The following is a 22,619-nucleotide window of genomic DNA, read 5'->3' as shown; positions in this document are numbered from 1 at the left end:
TGTGAAACAATATAACGTATCAAGGGGGTGAAAAACATGAGCAAAATATTTTTAGCTTTTTCCGGTTTCTTGTTTTTCATTGTTTCCTTTCTCGCACTTATCGTAGCACTTGTTAAATAAAACTGTTCTTATCACCTGGTACTGCCATACCAGGTGATTTTTTCTTGACGTTTATATATTTATACATAACACAGCCGAAACATGACAAAAAAATGAATGTTAGTGAAAAATATCTACATTTTGAGCCAATCATGTTTAAAACTACAAATGTTTCAGTGCTTCTCTTCTGCTTAGTGCCTTTAATTCATGTTGTTCTACAAAGGTTCGAATTTTTTCAGGCTCAGTCTTTGCGTATTCCCGCAATACCCAGCCGATTGCTTTTTGAACAAAAAATTCGTTACTGTCTGCTCTTCGTAAAATATAACGAAAAAGAAGCTCGTCATCTGTTTCCAATTTATATTTAAGTTGAAAAAGAATGGCAGACCTTTGCAGCCAAATATTATCGCTTTCGATCCAGTTTTCGGGATATTGCTGAATGAGTTCAGGGAAAGTTTGAAATAAATATCCCATAATATTAGGAGCAAGAGCATCAACCGTATCCCACCATGATTTCGTTACAATCAACTTTTCTAGCCATTCCATATCAGTTGGTAAAAGTGTCTTTTTTACATTTTCAAGAATATCGAGCGCTGCTTTTTGGTATTCCCGATGCGGGAGATCCCATAGCAACAAAATTACTTCTTTTAATTGATTTCTAGCAGGTAATCCGTACTCCTTCATAAATTGTTTCGTTAATTTACGACGTATCGGCGTGCGAATACCTAGAAAATCAAACTGATTTCGTAAATACTCTCTAGACCATTCAGCATACTCGATATCCGATTGTTGAAAATATATGTTAATAAGATGCTGTATATATGTTTGTGCAGTATTAGACATATTGTGCTACCTCATTTATGTATATGAAAATACAATGATTTATTAATATTGTTTGAGACACCATTCCCGTGCTCAAATGGTCCTTCAGTTTTTTAAACGAAAATATAGATTAAAGCAGCATTTGCTCTTTCATATTATAACATTTTCCTATCTTCATTTGTTTATTCAACTATGTCTCTCTATGCGTTTTGAAAATAAAAAGCACCTTTCAAATTCTTGAATTCATTGAAGGCAAAACAATCTCACATATTTTTATTGTTAGTAAAGGACATGACCGCTTTTTAGCGAATCATAACAATAATATATTTTATTCAAGCGTTGCGACCTAAGGCAACGAAATCCTGAGGTGTTATATATGAAAGTAGTGATTTTAGATGATTGGGAGCAATTCCTTTTACATCATCCTAAGCTCGATATGTTAAAACAACATTTTGACGTAGAAATATATCATGATAAACCAACAGCCGAGGTCTTACTTCAGCGTATCATGCATGCAGATGTCGTAATCCCTATAAGAGAAAGAACGGCGTTTACGAGAGAGATGTTGGAACAATTAAAAAACATAAAACTCATTGCACAGACTGGTTCAGGTTTAGCGCATATCGATATGGAAGCTGCGAATCGCCTTCATATTCCAATCGCAACCACACCTGGTGGTTCCTCCTCGGTAGTTGAATTAATTGTTGGCTTCATGATTGCTTTTTCCAGACAATTGATCCTTCTTCATGAAGAGATAAAAAACAACAATTGGAAAGATGCTGTTGGAATTAGCTTAGAAAATAAAACAGTCGGTATTATCGGTTTAGGAAAAATTGGCACTGGTGTTGCAGAAATTGCAAAAACCTTTCATATGAATGTGATCTCTTGGGGACCACGGTTAACGAAAGAAAGAGCATTAAAACAAGGAGTGACTTACGTTTCTCTTGATAAGCTTTTACAACAATCACATTTTGTTGTAATTGCCGTTAGATTAGTTCCTGAGACGAGAAAGTTACTCTCCGAGCGCCATTTTAATATAATGAGAAAGGATGCATTGTTAATTAACACAGCTCGCGGCGAAATATTAGATGAAGATGCCCTAGTATTTGCTTTACAACAACGTCAAATTGGCGGTGCGGCACTTGATGTATATTCAAGCGAGCCACTTGTTCCTGAACATCCATTACTGCAATTGGACAATGTTATCCTATCTCCCCATATTGGCTGGAAAACAGATCACATTTTCAATCAGTTCTTAACAGTTTCAATTGAGAATATCATTTCATACTTTCATGATCACAAACCGATTAGAATCGCTAACCCCGAAGTATTAAAACGATAACTTACGAGCAAACGATTACACATTTTATATGGAGGAAATATAATGGAACGTCCATCTTCTCTAAAAGAGCATTTATATTTTTTAGAAACGCAGCTATTAAAGCCAGAAATTCGCAAATCGCAAAGTGAAATGGATAAATTCATTGCCGATGATTTTATCGAATTTACAAGCTCTGGTAAGAAAAAAAATAAACAAGACTGCTTAAATGGCCTTGCAGTACCAAAAATGGAATGTTTTCATTTTGCAATTAAAGAGTTGTCCTCTAATATCGTCCAAACGACCTTTGAAATAAAAGATCATACAAACTCAAAAGTGAGTTTAAGAAGCTCGTTATGGAAAAAACAGGCGGATGGAAATTGGCAAATAATTTTTCATCAAGGGACGATCGTGCAATCTTAACGTTGGTTCGCATTTCGCGGGCGGTCCGAGAGCCTTAGCATATGCCTTCAGACTTTCTCCGCTGATACGCTAATCTTGCAGAGTTCCTGTTACAAACGACGTATGCGCATAAAAAATAGCCCCAAATGATGGGACTATTTTCAATGCCACCTACGTCAGATCAACTTCATCCGAAAATTAAAGAGGTCTGTACGTAATGATAGTATGAAGCTATTTACTCGTTTTTATTCTTTATTATAGAATTTTGGTTTAAAATTGTATAAAACGCTATTCGATCACACTTTATTTATGCCTTTATTGATATCACTATAGCGATGCTTTAATGAAAATGATTACTACTATTCTTGAGTACTAATAAGGATTTCACAATATACTACACTTAAACATAAGGAAGGTTACATAATGAAAACACGTATTACTAATTTACTGGACATTAAATACCCGATTATTCAAGGAGGATTGGCCTATTTAGGAAATGCTGAACTTGCAGCGGCTGTTTCAAATGCGGGCGGTCTTGGCCAAATTACAGCTATGACATTATTTACACCGGAAAAATTGCGAGCAGAAATCCATAAAGTAAGAGAGTTAACAGATAAAGCCTTTGCTGTTAATTTTGCCATTGGTTCATACAATAAGGCATATAACGACTTGTTAGAAGTTGCCATCGAAGAAAACGTACATGCCATTTCCATTACAGGGGGAAATCCTCAGCCGATATTAGAAAGAATTAAAGATACCAATATTCACTCATTAGTGCTTGTTTCAACTGTAAGGCAAGCAAAAAAGGCAGAAATACTAGGTGCGTCTGCGGTTATCGCTGTAGGCCAGGAAGGAGGCGGACATATTGGTAAAGATGATCTTGGCACAATCGTGCTCATCCCCCGTATTGTTGAATCGGTTTCAATTCCGGTTATTGCTAGTGGCGGGATCGGTGATGGAAGAGGTTTCCTTGCAGCATTAGCACTTGGTGCAGATGGTATTGAAATGGGTACGCGTTTTATCGCAACTAAGGAATGTGTAGACGCTGTCCAAACTTATAAACAGGCATTAGTAGAAGGTTCAGAAATGGACACTGTCGTTATTAAACGTACATTTGGCACACCAGGTCGTGTAATCAAATCAGATTATACAATGAAGATTTTAGAAAGTGAACAGCTAGGTGCTACATATGAGGATTTAAAAGAGCGTATTAGCGGAAAAGCAAATCTTGCGTACATTTATGGGGGTGATGAAGCAAACGGGTTTGCCTGGGCCGGACAAGTAATGGGACTTATACACGATGTGCCAAAAGTAGAAATATTAATTGACACAATAATGAAAGACGCTTCATATGGGCTTTCACGCTTAACAAACATCTTAGGTAATGAGTAATAAAGAATATTTATGTTCCCAATATTTTTCCTATGGTTTTGCAACTAGATTTCGCCTTGCCTTTCATACATAAATATTTGAAAAAGTTAGTCTTTCTTTTAATGATGATTGTCTATACATTTTTGCTAACAACAAATATATTAATATGGAATCCAATTTTTTGATTGAAGGATGATGAAATTGCCAGCAATCATCGGAAGCACACAAATATTAAATGTTAGTGGCACAGCAACAGTAAGCTTTGGGGATACAGCTTTTATTTCACCAATAACAGTATCAAAAACAACACATGGTTCAGGAAGCAGCTCTACTGGCGGATTTATCATTAACAACAATTTCCTTAGCTTTAATAACACAATCGATACCGGAAACTTTAGATAGTCATTAAATGAAAATTATTGTGATTCACTATACATGAAGGGAACTCCTTCAAAAAGGGTTCCCTCCGTTTTTATTGTAGAGCCAATACATATTTTTGCAATGCGTAGGCTACACCATCCTCGTCATAATTCTTAGTCGTATATGTACTTTGCTGTTTAACCTCATCCTCTGCATTTCCCATCGCTATGCTCATCCCAGCAACACTGAACATTGAGAGATCATTTAAGTTATCTCCAATCGCTATAGTATCTTTTAATGGAATATGTAAATGATTGGCTAGATGTGTTAATGCATTTCCTTTGCTCACCTTTGTATGGGCAATTTCAAGCTTCGTTACTCCTGAAGAAGTAAGTGAAACGTCCTGTCTTTTCCCTAACAGTTCTTGTAAATACTGGAGACTTTCCCTATTAAAAGACAATACAAAAATTTTATAGATTTCAAGATCAGCGATATGGAGATCTTGAAAATGATCAAAATAATGTAAATGATGCTGCTGAAATTGAATTTCCATTTCTTTTGTTGCCCATTCAGACGGAAAGTTCAAATCTTTTTCTTTTAGTAATCGTATTTCTTCCCCAAGTCTTTCTTTTCCTTTACTTAAAATATAAACTCCTTCATTTGTATATAATTCGTAGTAATATCCTTTTGCCTCAAGCAATTGTAGAAGTTCTGTTATCACATGTTCGGGTATCATAAGCTTTTGAAGTACAGCATTGGAATCATAAGCTATTGCACCATTTCCCGTAATGAATGGACAATCAATTCCTGCATTTAAAAGAATTGTTTGCGTATCATGAAAAGATCGTCCTGAGCAAATTGCAACGATATTTCCTTGCTTTTGTACAGCCAATATCGCTTGTCTATTTTTCGCACTAATCGTACCATCCTCTGATAATAACGTCCCATCTAAGTCAATGGCTACTAATTTCAATCCATATTCCTCCTCTTCTTGCAATTTCATATGAAAAGTACCCTACCGTAAAATCATACAATCTTTGAATACATGCTTAATCAATTATGAAGCATAGATCATAGATGATGGTTCTCCAAAGCTTACTGCTTACTTTCCGCGGGCAAGCACCGAGCCGATTCGTCGCTGCGCTTCTGCAAGGTATCACCTTTCTTGCTTTTCCCACAGGAGTCGAGCGGACGCTTCTCCAAACTAATTGATTGTTTGCTTTTAAGATTTAGCTACCCTTTTTATATCATAACATGCTACTCCATTTCCGCAGAATGTTATGATTCTATTAAAACAGTTAACAAGAGTATTTGTAGATATGAAAAAAAGTATGACATAAGGTAGGCACCACACCGTTTATTAAAAGTCCCCATGCACGGATGTTACTATTGCCGCCACGCTTAAAGAAATTTGTAAATTGGACAAACCTCCATCGGATAATATGATTTCATTTATCTCTATTTTGTGATAAACTTCTATTTGGAATTTACTGACTTAAAAGATATCTATTTTAAAAAAGATACATATTGCGCCTTTATATCTATTAATCTATTAGTCTATTAAAAGCAATATTTGCTTTTAATAAATATATTATCAATAGAAGGGAATTATCGTTTTGAAAAAGGTCTTATCAATTTTTACTGCTTTTCTTTTGTCTTTTGGGATCTTAACAGGAACAACAGTAGTAACAGAACCTCTCCATGCTTCAGCTGCAACTAAACATTATTCATTAAAAGTAACGAGCTCAACATTAAATGTTCGCCATGGTCAGTATGCTTCTGTTACTGTAAAAGGTGCGCCGAAGTCGAAAGGACAAATATCGGTATATTATAAATCTGGCCGAAGCAAAGCAGCGGGACTACAGGCTAAAAAATCAACAAGCAAAGGCTATATTACATGGAAATGGAAGGTTGGCACTCGTACTACACCAGGTACTTACAATGTGTACATTTCACTTGGAGGGAAAAAGATCACCGCACATCTTCACGTACGTTAGTTAATGCGAGACTGGGACAAACTCAAAAATGGTTAGCTAAAGACAAATATTGTACAAATCAGCTCCGGAAAGAAAAGGATGTTTCTGGAGGGGGGTGGAACGCAATATTCGAGGTTTCTTTCTAATATCCTTTTGTCCCAGCCTCTTATTACAACAAAAACATGCCTATATACTATACCCATTATAAAGTTAGTTAACTTCATTACAACTATCTCTGAATCTCTCCTATGAAATAATACACTTTCTATTATATAATCAAATCAACCATCCCAGTTTTTTATCATTATCTAGTTAATCTTGTGTATCTCCATTATCTTAAAAGGTGATTGAATATGGTCGAAGAAAGAGAAGATGAATACTTAGAATTAATCCAAATTCTAGGTCAATTATTTGATGAATACTATAGTACGAATGATCCACGACGAAAAGATTCCATTAGGAAAGAAATATCACTGATAGGATCTATTCTTGCGCCTGAATCCTCAACGGTAGATGTTGAATAATTCAGAAACTATTCGTTTTTGAAATGTTATAGAGAATGCAGTGCTTTTCTAATCCCCTTCATATGTCCGATTTGTTCATTACAATATTCTGTCACTAAAGCATCATCCATACATATGCTGGACTTATAGGGGGAATGCAGTATATGCCGTGGCAGCAAAAAATTAGACAATTAATGGGCAAACCGATAGGAATTTCTTTATCAAGTGGGCAAGGAACTTCTGGCATTCTATGTAGTGCATCCGACGGAAAATTATATGTGATGGAGTATTTGTATCAATCGCAGTTTGCACTAAAACACTACGATTACAATATGATTCACGATATAAATGGGTTTCCTTCCTGCTATAACGAACGGACACTATATTAATGTTATAGCAAATTTTTAAAGATATACGAATAAAATGAATTTCTTACATGCCACTGATCTGGGTAGTTTTCAGTTGCATGTTTTTCTGATCCCAAACTGAAATAAAAAGTCCTCACCTTATAAAGTGGGCAAAAAATAAAGAAGAAGACGTTACAAACTTATATGTATTTGGTCACTATAAAATTTATAAATGAATATGATGATAATGTTTACTTTTCATACAATTACTATGTTGCGATCTAAACATCTTTCTCTCATCATTATATCGAGGCTGGAACAAAATTCAAAAGTGTTAGCTAAAGACGAGAGGAACATTGCACAAATCGGCTCCGGAAAAGCGAAGGACAGTACCGAAGCGGGATTGGGCGCAATATTCGGGGTTTCTTTAGTTAATATCCTTTTGTCCCAGCCTCTTCGTTTTATCACAAACAGCAATGATAAAGGTGATGATTAATTCTCTTTATCTTTAATAACTTGTAAAGAAGAAGTTTCACCCGTTTCTACAATATGTTTAAGGATAGACAATTTATTATTCCAAAATCGCTCGTAATAGAAAAGCCATTCTTTTAATTCAGCTAGCGGTTCTGGTTGTAAACGATACAGCTTTTCTCTTCCCTTTTTCCTGCCGCTAATTAATTTTGCATCAGAAAGGATATTAAGATGCTTTACAATCGCTGTACGTGTAATAGGAAAATGAGCGGTTATTTTTGAAATTGGCAATTCCTCTTTTTCACTAAGTAATCGCAATACCTCTCTACGAGTCGGATCTGCAATCGCCTGAAAAACGTCATATTTTTCAGCAGACATTATCCCTCAACAACCTTTTTAAAACGCTCACTAACAATCTTAATCCAGCCTTGTTGCATTGTGTCATAAATATTTGAGCTTTTCTTATTTGCTTTCGGTACAATGACATCAGGCTCTTTCCATCCACCATGAATAAGCGTAAATTCCGTCCTATGCTCATCGAGCTCATTCAAAATGAAAGAAATAATCCAGCCTTCAGTATCCCATAAAAAAGATAGACGATTAGGGGCCTGTATCTCTGTTACTTTACATGGCGACGGGCCAAATGGTGATTGTATGTGGAACTCATGTCCAACGATAGGTTGAAAATCATTTGGCATAAACCAAGATGCAATCCCTTCCGGAGTCGATACTGTCTCCCAAACTTTTTGAATTGGCACATCAACAATAACTGTTTGTTTAATCTCCTGTAAGTTTCCTTGATTATTGGTTTCCATAGTTTTTACTCCTTTTCACACAAAAATAACACCCATAAGTGTTATTTTTAATATATGTTATGTTTTATTCGCTGTCAATTAAACTTCATCATGTTTTTCCTAATAAAGCGGTCTGAAAGAATCATCTGTTCATCACTTTCATACATATAAAGTTTTACTTTGCATAACATGCATTTAAAATATATCGTTGCAATAATAAAAAACCCCCTATCGATAAGATAGGGTTAAAACATTATTAAAGAAGTACCTCCCTGATTAGAGGTATATGTAAAGTAAGCACATTAACTGTAATACCCGCATTTAAAATTGTTAAACATCATTGACTAAAAAATAAAATTTCTTTTAATCTCTATCATTGATTATACTTAAAAAAACACGAACTATATACTAAAGGAGCGCTTAAAGCTTTAATCTCTTCCTATATTTAACAGTATACATATTATTATCAGCAAGCGAGAGCAATTCATCAAACGTCTGTGCATCATCAGGAAAAGTAGCCTGTCCAATTGATAAATCAATTATGTTTTTGAACTCTTCTCCCATTTCATTAAAAAACGTTCGTTCTATTTCTTTACTAAAAGCCTCTGCACTTATTTTATCCATATCAGGAGCAATAATAAGGAACTCATCTCCGCCCCACCTAGCAACAATATCGGAACTTCTAATATTCTTTTTAAGACATTCTGCAATTTTTTTTAAAGCCATGTCCCCTTTATAATGTCCAAATGTATCGTTTAATTTTTTAAAATGATTCACATCTATTACTAATAGTGATACTTTTTTCGTTTTCGAACTTGCTTTTTTAAGGATTTTAGGCACAAAGTTATCTACAAATCTTCTGTTGTACAATGATGTTAAAAAATCTTTTTCAGAAAAAAATTTTAAGCGATCATAAAGTCCACCTACGTACCATGCAATAGCTGTGAAAGCTAAATCAAAAATATAATCTAAGCTATCGTTATCTAAGCGTAATATTATTTCTATCACTGATGCCGTAACTGATAAAAGTAATAAATATACCCTTCCTCTATACTTCATAACCTACTCCTTATAAATATAATGAACTAATTAGGATGTTACTCATTAGCATTATGTTATTTCTCATAAGCCCCAAAATGAACTTGGACAATAAGAGTGATATGTTTTATACTGCTTAAGTACCAAGGAGGTCGACATCATGCCAAGAACAAAACATTCAAAAGAGTTTAAACTTCAAGTGATCAAAGAAGCTACAGAGACAGGCAATAAGACTTTAGTGGCTCGTCGATATAATCTAAATGCAAACATGGTAAGTCGTTGGTGTACCGAATACAAAAATGGCCATTAGGGTGATGTAGATGTTGCTGTTTTACCAGATCTTGATGCAAAAGAATTATCAAAAGAAAACGAGAAACTAAAAACATTATTAGGCGAAAAAGACCTTGAAATTGCAATATTACGAGACCTTATAAAAAAGAAAAACCCTCACTTGCTGAAAAACTTGAAGTAGCTGACAAATGGATTCAAAAAGGCTACTCCATATCAAAGGTGCTAAGAATCATTGGTATTCCTCATTCCACCTATTATTATCAAAAAAACTACCGTGTGGAAGAGAAAAAAGTAAGTGAGGGGCGTCCAGCACCAGGTTATTCCTTCAAAGAGGACGGTCAAAAAGTATCAGACGAACAGATCAAAGAATTTCTACTTGAAGAGATTGCAGGCGATGGCTACAACTATGGCTATCGCAAGCTTACTAAGGTCCTTCGACGAAAATATAACCTTAAAATTAACAAGAAAAAAGTTTACCGATTATGCAAGGAATTAGGCATTTTACGCCCACAACGCCAAAAGAAAGTCTCATACCCTAGAAAACTAGCACGAAACCGCATCATAAAAGGTTCAAATCAATTATGGGAGGCAGACATAAAGTATGGGTTTATCGAGGGTGAAGACCGATTCTTCTTTGTCATGTCCATAATCGATGTCTATGATCGAAGTATTGTGGACTATCATGTTGGCTTGAGTTGCACTGGAGGTGACGTGAAACAAGCGTTGCAGCGAGCTTTGTTTAAACGCCAACAATTCGATAAGCTGGAAAAACCTGTGATTCGAACAGACAATGGACCACAGTTTATTTCCCATACTTTCGAGGAGTTTTGTGAAAATTATAAAATTGAACACGAAAGAATTCCACCAAAAACACCGAATATGAATGCCCATATAGAATCATTTCATAGAATTTTTGAGGATGATTGCTTATCGAGATGGCAATTTGAAACGTATGCACAGGCTTATGAGGTTGTCACTGAATTTATGGTTTATTATAACGAAAGACGCATGCATTCTAGTATTCTAGACTTGTCACCAAAGGAATTTTATGAAAAACACATGCGGGAAAAGGCGCAAGTCAAAGAGGTTCGGGTTTAACCCTCCCCTTTCCATTTTTCTTCCTTTTGTCCCGAAATAAAAAAAGCTATTTCTGGAATGGAATCAAGGGCGACGATAGTCGGGCGAAGCCTTTACCCTTGGTGGAATGGAAGAAATGGCTAGACTCCCAAAAGGACAAAAGGAAATGAAAAACAACGTAATTTTAAGAATAAGCTAGATTAAGAGAGATATTGTCCAAAATTCGGGGGTTAATCCGATTTTATGAAGTTTCTTATTAATATTTCTTTATGTCTATTCAATTATAAAACAATTATAACTGTTCCTTAAAAACTTATTAGATTAAAGGCTTTCCTTTTAAGACTAGTAAAAAAAGCCTGGAAAATTCACTCTTGTAAAATATTGCTTCACATGAATAAACCAAGCGCACATTACTTAACAATAGTAAATGTTTAAAACCAATAAAAAAAGGATTTTTCGTAAAACAATCGAAAATTACTTTTAAGAGTTGAAAGAAAGCTAGATTTTTAATCAATAGTAACATGTTTTTTAGAAAGGAGACAGTGATGTTTACACATATGACAATCGATTTAATAATTAGATTAGCTGTAGCAGGCTTGTTAGGGGCGGGCATAGGATTAGAGCGAGAGTTCCGCTCTAAGGAAGCTGGTTTAAGAACTCACTTTTTAGTTGCAGTTGGTAGTGCTTTAATTATGTTAGTTTCTAAATATGGATTTTCCGACATTATTCAAAAACATAATATTGTCTTAGATCCAAGTAGGGTTGCCGCCCAAGTCGTTAGTGGAATTGGTTTTTTAGGGGCGGGTACTATTATTATTAATAAACAATTTGTAAAAGGATTGACAACTGCCGCAGGTATATGGGCTACCTCTGGAATTGGACTATGTGTTGGTGCAGGAATGTATATTATTGGAACTTGTGCTGCAATTTTAGTTCTTATCGGATTAGAGATCCTTAGTAGAATTTTCAAGAGTAAATTGCAACATCCGGTTACGATTGAGTTAGAACTAGACCGCAACGATACAATTGAAGCGATTTTTGCAGCGCTTAAAGCGAATCATGTTGAAATCTCTCTTTATGATTTTAAAGAGAATCTCATAGATGATCATCAAATCTTTACATACAAAATAAAGGGAAAGATCAAAACAGAATGGCAGGCAACTCAGCTGTATTCAAGTTTACATTCAATTCCCCATATAAAAGCGATAAAAATTGAATAATCACATAGCCTAGATCGTTAGCGGTGAGACTACTGCGGGAAAAACGTACAAAAAGAAGCCCCAAGAGGAGATGCTTTCGGACCCGCCCGCGGAAAGGGGAACCTCTAGAGCAGAAATTAATATTCAATTTCAAACGAACCAACGTCACATTTTACCTATGTTGGCGAAAAAATAGGTAAGATAGAAAAATAAATAAACGCTAAAAAGCTGAACTCATGGAACGGCTTTTTAGCGTTTTTATCATGCTCCAAAAATTTATTGATGAAACAATACATGTGTGATACATCACTTATGCTTAAATTAAGTGTACATATTGTGAATCAATTTTAGCTTTTGACTGCTTTAGGTTGCTGATGAAAATCCAGTCCAGAATGAACTTCTTCAACGTAGCCAGCCCGAATAACAAAGTCACCGAAATGTTCGCCTTCTTTTCTCTCCTTAGCATAATGAAGAAGAATCGGACGCAGTGTATTTAAAATTTCAGCTTCGCCAATGTTTTCTCGATACAGACGACTTAAACGATTGCCTGTAAAGCCACCACCCAAATACATATTATATTTACCAAGAGCTTTCCCTATAAAGGCGATCTCTGCTAAAGCTGGACGTGAGCAGCCATTTGGACAGCCAGACATACGAATAACAATCTCTTCTTCATGTAATCCAAATTCATCTAGAATACTCTCAATTTTCCCTACAAGTGTTGGGAGATATCGCTCTGATTCAGCCATCGCTAGCCCACAAGTAGGAAATGCTACACAAGCCATTGAATTTCTACGTAAAGCAGAGTAATGCTTTCCGTCGGTCAACTTATACTTTTGAACTAATTGATCTATTGTCTCTTTCATATCATCTGTTACATTTGAAATGATGACATTTTGGTTCCCTGTGAGACGAAACTCACCAGTATGGACTTTAGCAATTTCCTTCAGGCCTGTCATCAGCGGATAGTCTTCAAAGTCTTTAATTCGCCCATTTTGAATGAATAAGGTGAGATGCCATTTTCCATCACCTTTTACCCAGCCATAACGATCGCCATTATGATCAAAATGATAAGAACGTGCTTCCTGAAGGTCCCATCCCAATCTATCATTTAGCTCTTGTTTTATCCAATCAAGTCCTCTTGCATCAATTGTATATTTAAAACGAGCATTCTTCCGATTCACACGATTACCGTAGTCCCGTTGAATCGTTACAACCTTTTCAGCTACTTCAATTACTTTATCAACTGGGCAGAATCCAATGACGCGGGAAACTTGCGGATATGTCTTCGGATCACCATGCGTCATCCCCATGCCGCCGCCAACAGCAACATTAAATCCTGCTAGCTTACCTTGTTCCAAAATCGCGATAAAACCTAAATCTTGAGAGAAAATATCGACATCGTTTGAAGGTGGAACCGCAATACCGATTTTAAATTTTCTTGGTAGGTATGTAGATCCATAGATTGGTTCTGAGTCTTCTACTTTTCGACTGTCAATAATTTTCTCATCTTCTAACCAAATTTCATGATAAGCGGATGTATTTGGTAGTAAATGATCACTTATCTTTTTTGCCCACTCATAAACCTCTGCATGAACATCGGATTGATACGGATTAGGATTACACATTACGTTCCTATTGACATCACCGCATGCTGCCAATGTAGTCATCAGCGCTTCATTCATTTCATAGATAGCCTTTTTCAAATTCCACTTTAAAATCCCATGCATTTGAAAAGTTTGCCGTGTTGTCAATTTCAATGTTCCGTTTCCATACTTATGTGCAAGATCATCCATCACAAGCCATTGTTTTGGTGTAGCTACACCTCCCGGAAGACGGACACGAACCATAAATTGATAAGCTGGCTCCAATTTCTTGCGGCGACGCTCATTACGAATATCGCGGTCATCCTGCTGGTAGCTTCCGTGAAATTTTAACAATTTATTATCATTATCGGAAATGGCTCCAGTAAGAGGATCCTGCAATCCCTCTGCAATTGTACCCCTTAAAAAATGGCTGTCTTCTTTAATCTGTTCAAGTTCATCAAGCTTTCCTTTCTGAACAGAAATATGTCTGTCGTCCATATTCCTTCTCCTTTCCATCTCCGCGTTTTCATTAATAAACATCGCGTTGATAACGCTTTTGCTTGCGCATTTGCGTTAAATATTCTTCTGCGTTCTCACGGCTCATGCTTCCTTCTTTTTCAAGAATTTGGATCAGTGTTTGATGAACATCATGAGCCATGTTTTTCTCATCACCGCATACATATACATGTGCTCCATTTTCAAGCCATGAATAAAAGTCCTTGCTTTTCTCAAGCATTCGATGCTGGACGTACACCTTTTTAGCTGTATCACGAGAAAAGGCAACATCCATTTTCGACAATACCCCTGTTTTCAGCCATCTTTGCCAGTCAAGCTGATATAGGAAATCTGTAGAAAAGTGCTGATCGCCAAAAAATAGCCACGAATTTCCGGTAATTCCTTCTGATTCTCTTTCTTCTAAAAAGGAACGAAAAGGGGCCACTCCTGTACCAGGTCCAATCATAATGATCGGAGCATCTTTGTCAGTAGGAAGTTTAAAGTTCGGGTTTCGGTGGATATAAACGGACAAACGATCACCTAGATTCACTCGTTCTGCAATTTGTCCAGAGCAAACTCCCCTGCGTGTTCTGCCATGTGCACTATAACGAACTGAACCAATCGTAAGATGTACCTCATCAGGATTTGCCTTATAACTGCTTGCAATAGAATAGAGGCGAACAGGCATTTTGCGGAGAATCCTTACAAATTCAATTGCTGGAATTTCCCGCGGTGGAAAATCTCTTACTAAATCAAGCAAGTCTCTGCCAACTAAATAGGATTTTAACGTCTCTTCTCTCTCTGGCTCTAACATTTTTATTAGTTCGCTATTCCCGAAAATCTCTCCTGCCTGTTTAAGCAACGGCTTTGTTAATTTTGAAATTTCAAAATGGGATAACAATGCTTCACGTAGTGAGCGTGATTCTCCTTGCTTATTAATAGGAACTTCCTCTTCAGCATTCCATTTTAGCTGTTTGATAAGCTGATCAACTAATTGCGGGTCATTTTCTGGGAGAATACCTAGACTGTCTCCAGGTTCAAATGTAAATCCTGCTCCTTCTAATGACAATTCAAGGTGGCGAGTTTCCTTATTTGATCCGCGCCAGTTTAAATTAATATTCTCCAATATTTCTGCTTGAAAAGGATTTGATTTTGAATAAGTAGATTTTTCACTTGTCGACAGCTGATTTGCTATAGAAACTGTAACAGCCGAAACTTGTGACTCTCTTGCTTCCTTTAATTTACCTAGAACCCCTTCAATCCACTCAGCAGCCGGTTCTTCAAAATCCACATCACAGTCAACACGCGGATAGAAGCGAGTACCGCCTAGCTCTTCTAGACGTTTATCAATGTCGCGCCCGGTTTTACAGAAAAACTCGTACGATTGATCACCTAACGCAAGCACGGAAAAACGGACGTCCTCTAATTTCGGCGCTTTTCTGCTATGCAAAAATTCAAAAAATGATAAAGCATTATCTGGAGGATCTCCTTCTCCATGTGTGCTTGTCACAATGAGCAAGTCTTGGACTTTTTTCAAATCTTTCTGTTTAAAATCATCAAGTGAAGAAGAAGTAACCTTGAATTGATTCTCTTCTAACTTTTGAACAATCGTTTCCGTAAGTGATTGCGCATTGCCAGTTTCGGATCCAAAGAGAACTGTCACTTCTCTCACTGCAGTTTGCAGAGAGGATGAAGCATTCGGTGCTGTGCTCTTCTCATTTGAAGAATCCGCAGTCAATGGATATGCCAAATATCCACTCAGCCAAATTTTTTGTTTATCTGTTAATGTTAATAGTAAGCGATTCAAGTTTTCGACTTGTTCTTCACTAAAAGGACTATTTTTTACAGTTAAATGCAAAGTTCCTCACCTCACTAGAATCTCTGTTATGATCATTGCTTATAGATGTTGTTCAGATCAAAAAGACCTTACCTAATATACATGCACCTCCTTAAGTAAATCCAAATAAGCAGAGATGCATACTTGGATATTTCGCAATGAAACTTTGAATCTCATATTAAACAAGAAATTTACCTGTTTATTATTATTGATAAAATCTGTATTTTCTCATTTTTAAACAGCTATTGCTCTCTTCTAACACCATAATGCAAATTGCATATGTATCTTGTTTTTGACTTTTTCTTGTCCAATCGTCAAGAATTCAGTTTTAAACTTTAGTGCGAATAGCCCAAATGCTTGTAAACATCAAAAAACTCTTCTTATCACATGAAAGATAAGAAGAGTTGATTATGAATACTCCATCAAATCTTCTTATCTTTCAGACTATTGTCTGCAGGAATTGGCACAGTGTTTAGAAACCTGTTGCCGAGGCTTCAAAGGGCCTTTCCCTCCACCTCTCATGATAAGAATGTATAGAAAATAAAATATTTTGAAATCGTTGGAAATAATTATACATTTAAAAAAACATATTCGTCAATAAAAATTTGACATTTTCCACATAGTACCCGAGCTTTTTCATCCCTTTTAATGAAGGATATGGTTTTGCATGCATTCCAATCTTTTCCTTGTAGACGCTTGTTATACGCTTACGGATCCGCACCTAGCCGCTCTTCCCGCAGCAGTTTCACACCTTCCACTTCAATTAAACACTATTAAAATGCAGTAAAATTCCTTCTCGGATTGAATAAGCACCCTAAAAGAGAGCTCTGAATATCTTTCTTTAGGGTGCAAATCATTCATCGTCAATTTATTTCTTTTGCTTTTCTCTATTGTATTTACTTCTGTAAGACATGATCCCTCAAGCAAATAGTCTTGCTTTATTCGTGCATTTTATCGCGTTAATTTTTGTTGATCCAATGGATTGATTCGACTTCACAATGGGGATGGAAATTAGATTGAAGCGCTTTATATTCAGCTTCTAATTCCGAAAGGGTCAATTCAAATAAATGTTTTCCTTCTTTTTTGTAAATATCAAAAGCAATTAACTTATTTATAAGTTCGTTACGTCTATTTTCTACTGCTTGATGTAATTTACCCATTTGTTCCACTCTCCTTTGAAAAAAGTTAATAAAAAAAACCTTCATCAGATAAGAAGAGGTTTTCAAATGAGCAATATCCTCAACTTATCTTCAAAGCCATACGCTTATTGGAATTAGCACCGTGTCGATCGATCGGTTGCTGAGGTTTCATAGGGCCAAATCCCTCCACCTCTCTGGATAAGTTATTTTATTATCATTTATCATAAATCATATAATCCCTATTTGTCAACTAAGGATAATTTAATTTATAGTGCTAGATAGTTTTTTAGGTTACACAGATTGCTGGTCAGGAATTATAGAAAACGAACAAATGATCATTTGTTCGTGGCGCTGGGGATGCTCTCTCCTCCATAAGCATTATGGCCTTCGAAATGAACAATTTTAACTGCTCCTACATCGACTTCTTTTCATTTCGAAATCTCCTCTTCCATAAGTAAAAATGCTTTTGTTTATCTAATAAAGTAAGAATATTTCCATCACGCATATAAAATTCCTCTATATTTGAAAAAATTTTACTGTAATCATAGCGTTTAGTTCACATTTACTGCTTTCTTTGCCTATATCTATAACTAGGAGGGTTTTTCTTTTTACTTATGGTTATTACCTTTTTTGTTAATGTCATTGCATTTATCGTTCTTATCATTATTTACAACTTATTCATCTACTTTGAAAAGCACCACTTCAAAAAGAAAAACTAATTATATACAGCTATCCTTAACTGCTTGACTCCTATGCCATTCATTGTGTAGATTGTAAATTAAACTTTAAAACCGATACCCCTTAATAATTTGATCATTATTGTTCCTGGATTACTTTTGTAGGCTACTTATTTTATTTCAATGGTATTTACTAAAGCTTTATCGATACTAGAGAACGAAAAAAAGGACCTCTCTCTGAACAAAGAAGTCAACATATTATATGTAGTTTACGAAAGCTTTTTTACACCCGCTCACTTGTCCATACTGGAAATTAAATTTTCAAAATATTCCATCAGAACTCATCACCCTATTTTATGCAATCCCTTTCATTATTCAGGCCCATCCGATTGACGAAGATTCGATTCGATTTTACATATCCACTTGTAAAATAATACTAAAATGACTAAAAGAATAGGATCCAAAATAACCGTATACCATATTTTCCACCAGCCATAATGAAAATAGCCAAAAGGTTCTGGAAGCAGCACCGTTAATTCATAACATATTAATCCAATACTCCAAAGCAAAATATAAAGTATTCTTTTTCTAAGCTTTTTTCTAAATGGGTACCAGTTTAAAAATATAATATTGACAGGTGGAACAATTAATAAGTGTGGTAGTTGACCAAGCCACTCAATTTTTTTAGTAAAATACCAATATCCATAATACTTAAATTCAACAAAAAGATCGAAAGTCATCTGAAAGGCGTTTGTAAAACACCAAATATGTACAGTCTGATTTGTTGTTAAACGTTTATTCATTGTAAAGGCAATCCAGTTAAAGATGAAAATTGATAACAAAAGTACAATCATGTGCATTCTCCTTTGTATTCACAATTTCCATCTTTTTAAATTTTTATTCAATTCTATCAGAAATTCCCTATTCATACTCATTTCATCAGCTAAATTGAATGATATCGTTTTATTCCAGTGCTCTTATTTAAATCTCCTTCAAAAAAGAGCCCATTGCTTATGGACTCGTCTCTTCATTTCCATTTGGATTTATTTTTTTTTCTCAATGTTGCAGATCAGCTTGTAAAATACTAATAAAATAACTAAAAGAATTGGGTCCTCAATTGCCGAATGCCATATGTTCCACCAGCCATAGTGAAAGTATCCATATGGTTCAGGTAAAAGCGTTAACAATTCATAAAGCAGACAACCTAAAGTCCAGAATAAAATATAAAGGATTTGCTTCACTCTTTTTTTACCAAATGGAAACCAATTAAGAAACATAATATTTACAGGCGGGATTAATACTGTATGAGCTAAATAGCTGCTCCACTCAATTTTTTTAGTGAAGTACCAATATCCATAATATTTAAATTCAAGAGAAACATCGCTAGCCATCTGAAAAGCAGTGGTAAAACACCAAATGTGCAGGATTTGATTAACTGTTAAACGTTTATTCGTAGTAAAAGCAATTAAATTAAAGATGAAAATCGACAATAAAAGACCGATCATATGTATTCTCCTTTGTATCCACAATTTCCATCTGTTTAACATTTTATTCAGTAATCATGAAAACCAAACTTTGATTTTTTAGCGCTTGTCCACTTCTTCCTTTTTATCATTATTTTCAACGTATATTATTCTTAAACTAACGGTCATTAGAGTAAGCTCTTTTTATCACACTTATATTAGGTTGCGTTAACAAGTGTGTTTTAAGCAAACTTTTCACATAAATTTAGTTAAGGTAATTATTTTTCCAAAAATATGTATAATTCTTGAATTATTTGACAAACAATGAAATGTTTTAAAATATTATTGACCTGCTATAAGCAATGTAAAGAATTAAGATTAATCATAATTAAGGAGATTTTATAATGAAAACATTATTTAAAAAATGGGCCTCGGTACTATTAACATTAACATTGATGTTTTTTATTTATTCAGCTACTGCAAGTGCACATGTTGTTGTAACACCTAATACATCGGCACCAGGGGCATGGGAAACTTACACAATGAAAGTTCCTACGGAGAAGAAGGTGCCTACTGTAAAAATAACACTTAAAATGCCTGATGGTGTTCAACTAGAGTCTTATCAACCTGTTCAAGGCTGGAATGTAAAACTTGCAAAGGACTCATCAGGTAAGGTGAAAAACATTACTTGGACGGCTACTGGAAAAGGAATCGGTGTAGATCAATTTCAACAATTTAGTTTTGTCGCAGCAAATCCAGACAAACAAGGTTCAGCTGCTTGGGATGCTTATCAGTATTACAAAGATGGGTCAATTGTAGAATGGACAGGCAATGAAAAATCAGACACACCACACTCAATTACAAAAATTACGACATCTGCAACGACTTTAAACACCGTGACTGCTCATGATCAACATCAAACTTCAAGCGATCATAGCAATATGAATGACACTAGTTCAAAGAACATCACACTTACTTTAGCGATTATCGCTGTTATTCTTTCAATATTGTCATTGTTTGTTTCGTTTATTACAAGAAAATAATAAAAAATATGTGCCTATCTAATAGACACTCCCATTTTATTGTTGATAAACAGGCTAAGACAAAAGTATATTAACGAAAGAAACCACAAATATTGCGTTGACCCCCGCTCCGGAAATTTACTTCGCTTTCCGCGGGCGGCTGGCGATCCTCCCACAGGAGTCTACGTATATTTTCGGAGCTGATTTGTGCAATCTCCGTCTTTAGCTAACCACTTTTTAGTTTTGTCCTAGCCTCTGTTTAAAATCAAGCCTCATCTGTATCCGTAAAAACTCAATCACTCCCCTTCGATCACATCTATTTGTTTCATATTATTCTTAAGTGAAAAGAATCCGCAATGATTGCTTCAATTACTAGCTGAAATCGGGTCCCTGAAGTAAACATCAAACATACATCATCTTATTTTTATTATTTCATAAATTCACGACTTTAGGTAATACTGACATTTAAAGTTTAATATTACCAACTCGATAAGGTGGAACAAGATCATGATCTTATCTTTCTTTTTATTTGTCTAAATTATCCTTTGTTTAACATTCATTGTGATACCAAAGAGACTAAGTCTCCTTGAAATCCTTTCGATTTGGATGCTAGTTTGGATTCTCTCTTATACGAGTTCATCCATTATTATTGTTAATTTACAATACATAACCGTTTCTAACAATATATCGCTATTTTGGGCTCTCGTTTTTAAAAGACTATGCTTAAGTCCGTTAGTTATCACATGGTCATTTGATTTGATTTTGAAACATTCCTCTAATTTAATGATTACATTCCATTTATTATTAACTGTTATTGTACTAATTGCGATTGACTTTCTTTTTATATGGCTTGGAATTTTACATAATCATAACTGGAATGTTATTTACTCCTTCACTGAATGGTCATGTTGTGTTTTATTGACTTATACTTTTTGGATTTGGTATAGAAAACAGTTAATGAAAGGAACATGAGTAGATGATTTTAAAAATGCCAGAGCATTTTGATCAAGATGAATGGTTCATTATAACTGTTATATTTTTAGGAATCATCATGTATAACATATTACCAAAACGATTTCCAACAGTTATAACCGCTGTGATCATTTTATACAGTATTGCAATACCTAGAATTTTGGATTATACAATTGCAATCGATCACTTTCATCTTTATTACTTAACAGATTCTAACAAGCTTGATTTATTTGATGTAATTATGGATGGCATATACCCACCTTTTGGCTATCTTTATATCTATATTTATGATTATTTTAAATTTAAAAATGTCCTTCTTGTTTTATACGTAGCTGCTTGGTCATTAATTGCTATCGGAACAGAGTTTATAGCTAGTCAATTTCACGTCTATCATTACTTTGGATGGAAGCTTTCATATTCTTTACCTATTTATACCTTAGTCCTAACTTTAAATATCCTTATATTTAATTGCTGCATGAACAACTTGAAGAATAACGTTCAAATCCCAATTATAAAAAAATAATGCGAGAAAAAAGCGGGATAGCTGTAACCCCGCAGACGTACAGCGAGGGCACTGAAAAAGTTCTTTTTAAGAAAAAAATATGAATGGTTAAAAAAGCAACAACCAAAAATACACTATTTTTCACCTATGAAGTGGAGAATAACATCATGTTTACCACCATCACTAGCAATAGTGGGGGATAGATTTTTTAAGGAAATCCTTTTTACATCATTCTTAGACTTTTTCAGTAGCCTCCGTTCAGTGCAAGCACCGAGGATACTCAGCTTCCGTCTGCGGAAAGCGAACATCCTTGGAGTAAAAGTCAACTTTTTAAGTTTACGAAAACAGCTCTTTGTAAAAACTTTAAAAAACAGTGTTTTTTCACCTTTGTCACTATTGTTTCTTAACAGAAGTTTCATCCATATACTATGTATATTCATTTATTTATGTATTCCTAAAAATTCCTAAAAACTATGATTAAATCCGATACTATACATATAACGAATAGGAGGGCAAATAATGTCGAGAAAAAATATAGCAACGGACGAGCCTGAAACAAACGATCTTTCATCCAACGAAATCATGAAAGAAGATGAACTTCATAAAGTGAATCGGCTATTAGCAGAAGTATTGAAATATTTATCAAACGACGAAATTGAAGAAATAGATATTGAATATCTTTTCGATAATACTGAGGGGCTACGAGATTGGTGGGATCAATATCGAGAAAAAAACAGAAAACAAATCGAGGAAGAAATTAAAAAAGCTCTAAAAAATTTGCCCTTAAATGAGTTAGAAAAAATACAGGAGCAAATTAATGAAATAAAGCAGTAAAAATATTAGACATGAAAATATACAAAG

At 35.0% G+C, this 22,619-nt stretch carries 21 protein-coding genes, 1 pseudogene and 2 riboswitches; of the genes and pseudogenes, 12 read left to right on the top strand and 10 right to left on the bottom strand.

Features of this window, described 5'->3' with window-relative positions:
* Positions 1-261: 261 nt before the first annotated feature.
* Positions 262-939, bottom strand: coding sequence for a DNA alkylation repair protein (locus tag G4D61_RS10280; RefSeq protein WP_052137812.1), 678 nt, complete (start codon positions 937-939; stop codon positions 262-264).
* Positions 940-1,294: 355 nt separating this feature from the next.
* Here G4D61_RS10280 and G4D61_RS10275 point away from each other — a divergent pair, with 355 nt between their 5' ends.
* The 4 genes from G4D61_RS10275 (at position 1,295) to G4D61_RS10260 (ending at position 4,411) form a co-directional block, all read left to right on the top strand.
* Positions 1,295-2,260, top strand: a complete 966-nt coding sequence (locus G4D61_RS10275; RefSeq protein WP_052137813.1) for a D-2-hydroxyacid dehydrogenase family protein — start codon at positions 1,295-1,297, stop codon at positions 2,258-2,260.
* 42 nt (positions 2,261-2,302) lie between these two features.
* On the top strand, positions 2,303-2,659 hold the full coding sequence (locus G4D61_RS10270; RefSeq protein WP_163173872.1) for a nuclear transport factor 2 family protein: 357 nt from the start codon (positions 2,303-2,305) through the stop codon (positions 2,657-2,659).
* Positions 2,660-3,061: 402 nt separating this feature from the next.
* A complete protein-coding gene (locus G4D61_RS10265) occupies positions 3,062-4,030 on the top strand; it encodes an NAD(P)H-dependent flavin oxidoreductase (protein WP_025728211.1) in 969 nt (322 codons plus the stop codon).
* Positions 4,031-4,210: 180 nt separating this feature from the next.
* Positions 4,211-4,411: a spore germination protein gene (locus tag G4D61_RS10260; protein WP_081749998.1), complete on the top strand. Its 201-nt coding sequence runs from the start codon at positions 4,211-4,213 to the stop codon at positions 4,409-4,411.
* A 70-nt stretch (positions 4,412-4,481) separates the two neighbouring features.
* Here the strand turns inward: G4D61_RS10260 and G4D61_RS10255 are convergent, their stop codons facing one another.
* Positions 4,482-5,342 (bottom strand): Cof-type HAD-IIB family hydrolase, encoded by an 861-nt coding sequence (locus tag G4D61_RS10255; RefSeq protein ID WP_025728207.1) that lies wholly within the window; start codon positions 5,340-5,342, stop codon positions 4,482-4,484.
* 643 nt (positions 5,343-5,985) lie between these two features.
* Between G4D61_RS10255 and G4D61_RS10250 the strand changes: the two genes are divergently transcribed.
* The 3 genes from G4D61_RS10250 (at position 5,986) to G4D61_RS10240 (ending at position 7,237) form a co-directional block, all read left to right on the top strand.
* Positions 5,986-6,366: a hypothetical protein gene (locus tag G4D61_RS10250; protein WP_025728205.1), complete on the top strand. Its 381-nt coding sequence runs from the start codon at positions 5,986-5,988 to the stop codon at positions 6,364-6,366.
* Between the two features lie 332 nt (positions 6,367-6,698).
* Positions 6,699-6,869 carry a hypothetical protein gene (locus G4D61_RS10245; protein ID WP_155918427.1) on the top strand — a complete coding sequence of 57 codons (171 nt, stop codon included), beginning with the start codon at positions 6,699-6,701 and terminating at the stop codon, positions 6,867-6,869.
* 143 nt (positions 6,870-7,012) lie between these two features.
* Positions 7,013-7,237: a hypothetical protein gene (locus G4D61_RS10240; RefSeq protein WP_025728203.1), complete on the top strand. Its 225-nt coding sequence runs from the start codon at positions 7,013-7,015 to the stop codon at positions 7,235-7,237.
* Positions 7,238-7,687: 450 nt separating this feature from the next.
* On the opposite strand, the gene G4D61_RS10235 is transcribed toward G4D61_RS10240, so the two are convergent.
* From G4D61_RS10235 to G4D61_RS10225, 3 genes are all read right to left on the bottom strand, one after another.
* Entirely contained in the window at positions 7,688-8,044 is a 357-nt protein-coding gene (locus G4D61_RS10235) for an ArsR/SmtB family transcription factor (RefSeq protein WP_025728199.1), read from the bottom strand.
* Positions 8,044-8,481 carry an SRPBCC family protein gene (locus tag G4D61_RS10230; protein WP_163173870.1) on the bottom strand — a complete coding sequence of 146 codons (438 nt, stop codon included), beginning with the start codon at positions 8,479-8,481 and terminating at the stop codon, positions 8,044-8,046. The genes G4D61_RS10235 and G4D61_RS10230 overlap by 1 nt, the downstream gene beginning before the upstream one ends.
* A gap of 399 nt (positions 8,482-8,880) precedes the next feature.
* Entirely contained in the window at positions 8,881-9,519 is a 639-nt protein-coding gene (locus G4D61_RS10225; protein ID WP_025728195.1) for a GGDEF domain-containing protein, read from the bottom strand.
* Positions 9,520-9,658: 139 nt separating this feature from the next.
* Here G4D61_RS10225 and G4D61_RS10220 point away from each other — a divergent pair.
* Together G4D61_RS10220 and G4D61_RS10215 are read left to right on the top strand one after the other, a co-directional pair.
* Positions 9,659-10,887: pseudogene (locus G4D61_RS10220) on the top strand (IS3 family transposase).
* A 500-nt stretch (positions 10,888-11,387) separates the two neighbouring features.
* Positions 11,388-12,086: an MgtC/SapB family protein gene (locus G4D61_RS10215; RefSeq protein WP_422723620.1), complete on the top strand. Its 699-nt coding sequence runs from the start codon at positions 11,388-11,390 to the stop codon at positions 12,084-12,086.
* A gap of 326 nt (positions 12,087-12,412) precedes the next feature.
* On the opposite strand, the gene cysI is transcribed toward G4D61_RS10215, so the two are convergent.
* The 5 genes from cysI to G4D61_RS10190 form a co-directional block, all read right to left on the bottom strand.
* Complete coding sequence (cysI, locus tag G4D61_RS10210) at positions 12,413-14,149, bottom strand: assimilatory sulfite reductase (NADPH) hemoprotein subunit (RefSeq protein WP_163173868.1); 1,737 nt, start codon at positions 14,147-14,149, stop codon at positions 12,413-12,415.
* A gap of 31 nt (positions 14,150-14,180) precedes the next feature.
* A complete protein-coding gene (locus tag G4D61_RS10205; RefSeq protein ID WP_035355394.1) occupies positions 14,181-16,004 on the bottom strand; it encodes an assimilatory sulfite reductase (NADPH) flavoprotein subunit in 1,824 nt (607 codons plus the stop codon).
* Positions 16,005-16,412: 408 nt separating this feature from the next.
* Positions 16,413-16,513, bottom strand: a riboswitch (SAM riboswitch).
* Between the two features lie 429 nt (positions 16,514-16,942).
* Positions 16,943-17,143: a Fur-regulated basic protein FbpA gene (locus G4D61_RS10200; protein WP_025728187.1), complete on the bottom strand. Its 201-nt coding sequence runs from the start codon at positions 17,141-17,143 to the stop codon at positions 16,943-16,945.
* An 81-nt stretch (positions 17,144-17,224) separates the two neighbouring features.
* Positions 17,225-17,327: riboswitch (SAM riboswitch) on the bottom strand.
* 843 nt (positions 17,328-18,170) lie between these two features.
* Positions 18,171-18,653, bottom strand: coding sequence for a hypothetical protein (locus G4D61_RS10195; protein ID WP_025728186.1), 483 nt, complete (start codon positions 18,651-18,653; stop codon positions 18,171-18,173).
* A gap of 189 nt (positions 18,654-18,842) precedes the next feature.
* Entirely contained in the window at positions 18,843-19,304 is a 462-nt protein-coding gene (locus G4D61_RS10190; RefSeq protein WP_025728184.1) for a hypothetical protein, read from the bottom strand.
* A gap of 362 nt (positions 19,305-19,666) precedes the next feature.
* Here G4D61_RS10190 and G4D61_RS10185 point away from each other — a divergent pair, with 362 nt between their 5' ends.
* The 3 genes from G4D61_RS10185 to G4D61_RS10175 all read left to right on the top strand — a co-directional run bounded on the left by G4D61_RS10185 (position 19,667) and on the right by G4D61_RS10175 (position 22,592).
* Positions 19,667-20,305 carry a YcnI family copper-binding membrane protein gene (locus tag G4D61_RS10185; protein WP_025728182.1) on the top strand — a complete coding sequence of 213 codons (639 nt, stop codon included), beginning with the start codon at positions 19,667-19,669 and terminating at the stop codon, positions 20,303-20,305.
* A gap of 955 nt (positions 20,306-21,260) precedes the next feature.
* Entirely contained in the window at positions 21,261-21,779 is a 519-nt protein-coding gene (locus G4D61_RS10180; protein WP_025728178.1) for a hypothetical protein, read from the top strand.
* Between the two features lie 498 nt (positions 21,780-22,277).
* Entirely contained in the window at positions 22,278-22,592 is a 315-nt protein-coding gene (locus G4D61_RS10175) for a hypothetical protein (RefSeq protein WP_025728174.1), read from the top strand.
* Positions 22,593-22,619 lie beyond the last annotated feature (27 nt).

Source organism: Heyndrickxia ginsengihumi (assembly GCF_011008565.1).
Classification (GTDB): Bacteria; Bacillota; Bacilli; order Bacillales; family Bacillaceae_C; genus Weizmannia; species Weizmannia ginsengihumi.
This window is presented reverse-complemented; position numbering and strand designations above follow the sequence as displayed.

Bases quoted from the DNA above. Each gene is read 5' to 3' on its own strand.
- cysI (WP_163173868.1), bottom strand. From the start codon at position 14,149: ATGGACGACAGACATATTTCTGTTCAGAAAGGAAAGCTTGATGAACTT.
- G4D61_RS10230 (WP_163173870.1), bottom strand. From the start codon at position 8,481: ATGGAAACCAATAATCAAGGAAACTTACAGGAGATTAAACAAACAGTT.
- G4D61_RS10280 (WP_052137812.1), bottom strand. From the start codon at position 939: ATGTCTAATACTGCACAAACATATATACAGCATCTTATTAACATATAT.
- G4D61_RS10225 (WP_025728195.1), bottom strand. From the start codon at position 9,519: ATGAAGTATAGAGGAAGGGTATATTTATTACTTTTATCAGTTACGGCA.
- G4D61_RS10245 (WP_155918427.1), top strand. From the start codon at position 6,699: ATGGTCGAAGAAAGAGAAGATGAATACTTAGAATTAATCCAAATTCTA.
- G4D61_RS10180 (WP_025728178.1), top strand. From the start codon at position 21,261: ATGATTTTAAAAATGCCAGAGCATTTTGATCAAGATGAATGGTTCATT.
- G4D61_RS10275 (WP_052137813.1), top strand. From the start codon at position 1,295: ATGAAAGTAGTGATTTTAGATGATTGGGAGCAATTCCTTTTACATCAT.
- G4D61_RS10195 (WP_025728186.1), bottom strand. From the start codon at position 18,653: ATGATTGTACTTTTGTTATCAATTTTCATCTTTAACTGGATTGCCTTT.
- G4D61_RS10185 (WP_025728182.1), top strand. From the start codon at position 19,667: ATGAAAACATTATTTAAAAAATGGGCCTCGGTACTATTAACATTAACA.
- G4D61_RS10265 (WP_025728211.1), top strand. From the start codon at position 3,062: ATGAAAACACGTATTACTAATTTACTGGACATTAAATACCCGATTATT.
- G4D61_RS10215 (WP_422723620.1), top strand. From the start codon at position 11,388: ATGTTTTTTAGAAAGGAGACAGTGATGTTTACACATATGACAATCGAT.
- G4D61_RS10175 (WP_025728174.1), top strand. From the start codon at position 22,278: ATGTCGAGAAAAAATATAGCAACGGACGAGCCTGAAACAAACGATCTT.
- G4D61_RS10270 (WP_163173872.1), top strand. From the start codon at position 2,303: ATGGAACGTCCATCTTCTCTAAAAGAGCATTTATATTTTTTAGAAACG.
- G4D61_RS10190 (WP_025728184.1), bottom strand. From the start codon at position 19,304: ATGATCGGTCTTTTATTGTCGATTTTCATCTTTAATTTAATTGCTTTT.
- G4D61_RS10235 (WP_025728199.1), bottom strand. From the start codon at position 8,044: ATGTCTGCTGAAAAATATGACGTTTTTCAGGCGATTGCAGATCCGACT.
- G4D61_RS10240 (WP_025728203.1), top strand. From the start codon at position 7,013: ATGCCGTGGCAGCAAAAAATTAGACAATTAATGGGCAAACCGATAGGA.
- G4D61_RS10200 (WP_025728187.1), bottom strand. From the start codon at position 17,143: ATGGGTAAATTACATCAAGCAGTAGAAAATAGACGTAACGAACTTATA.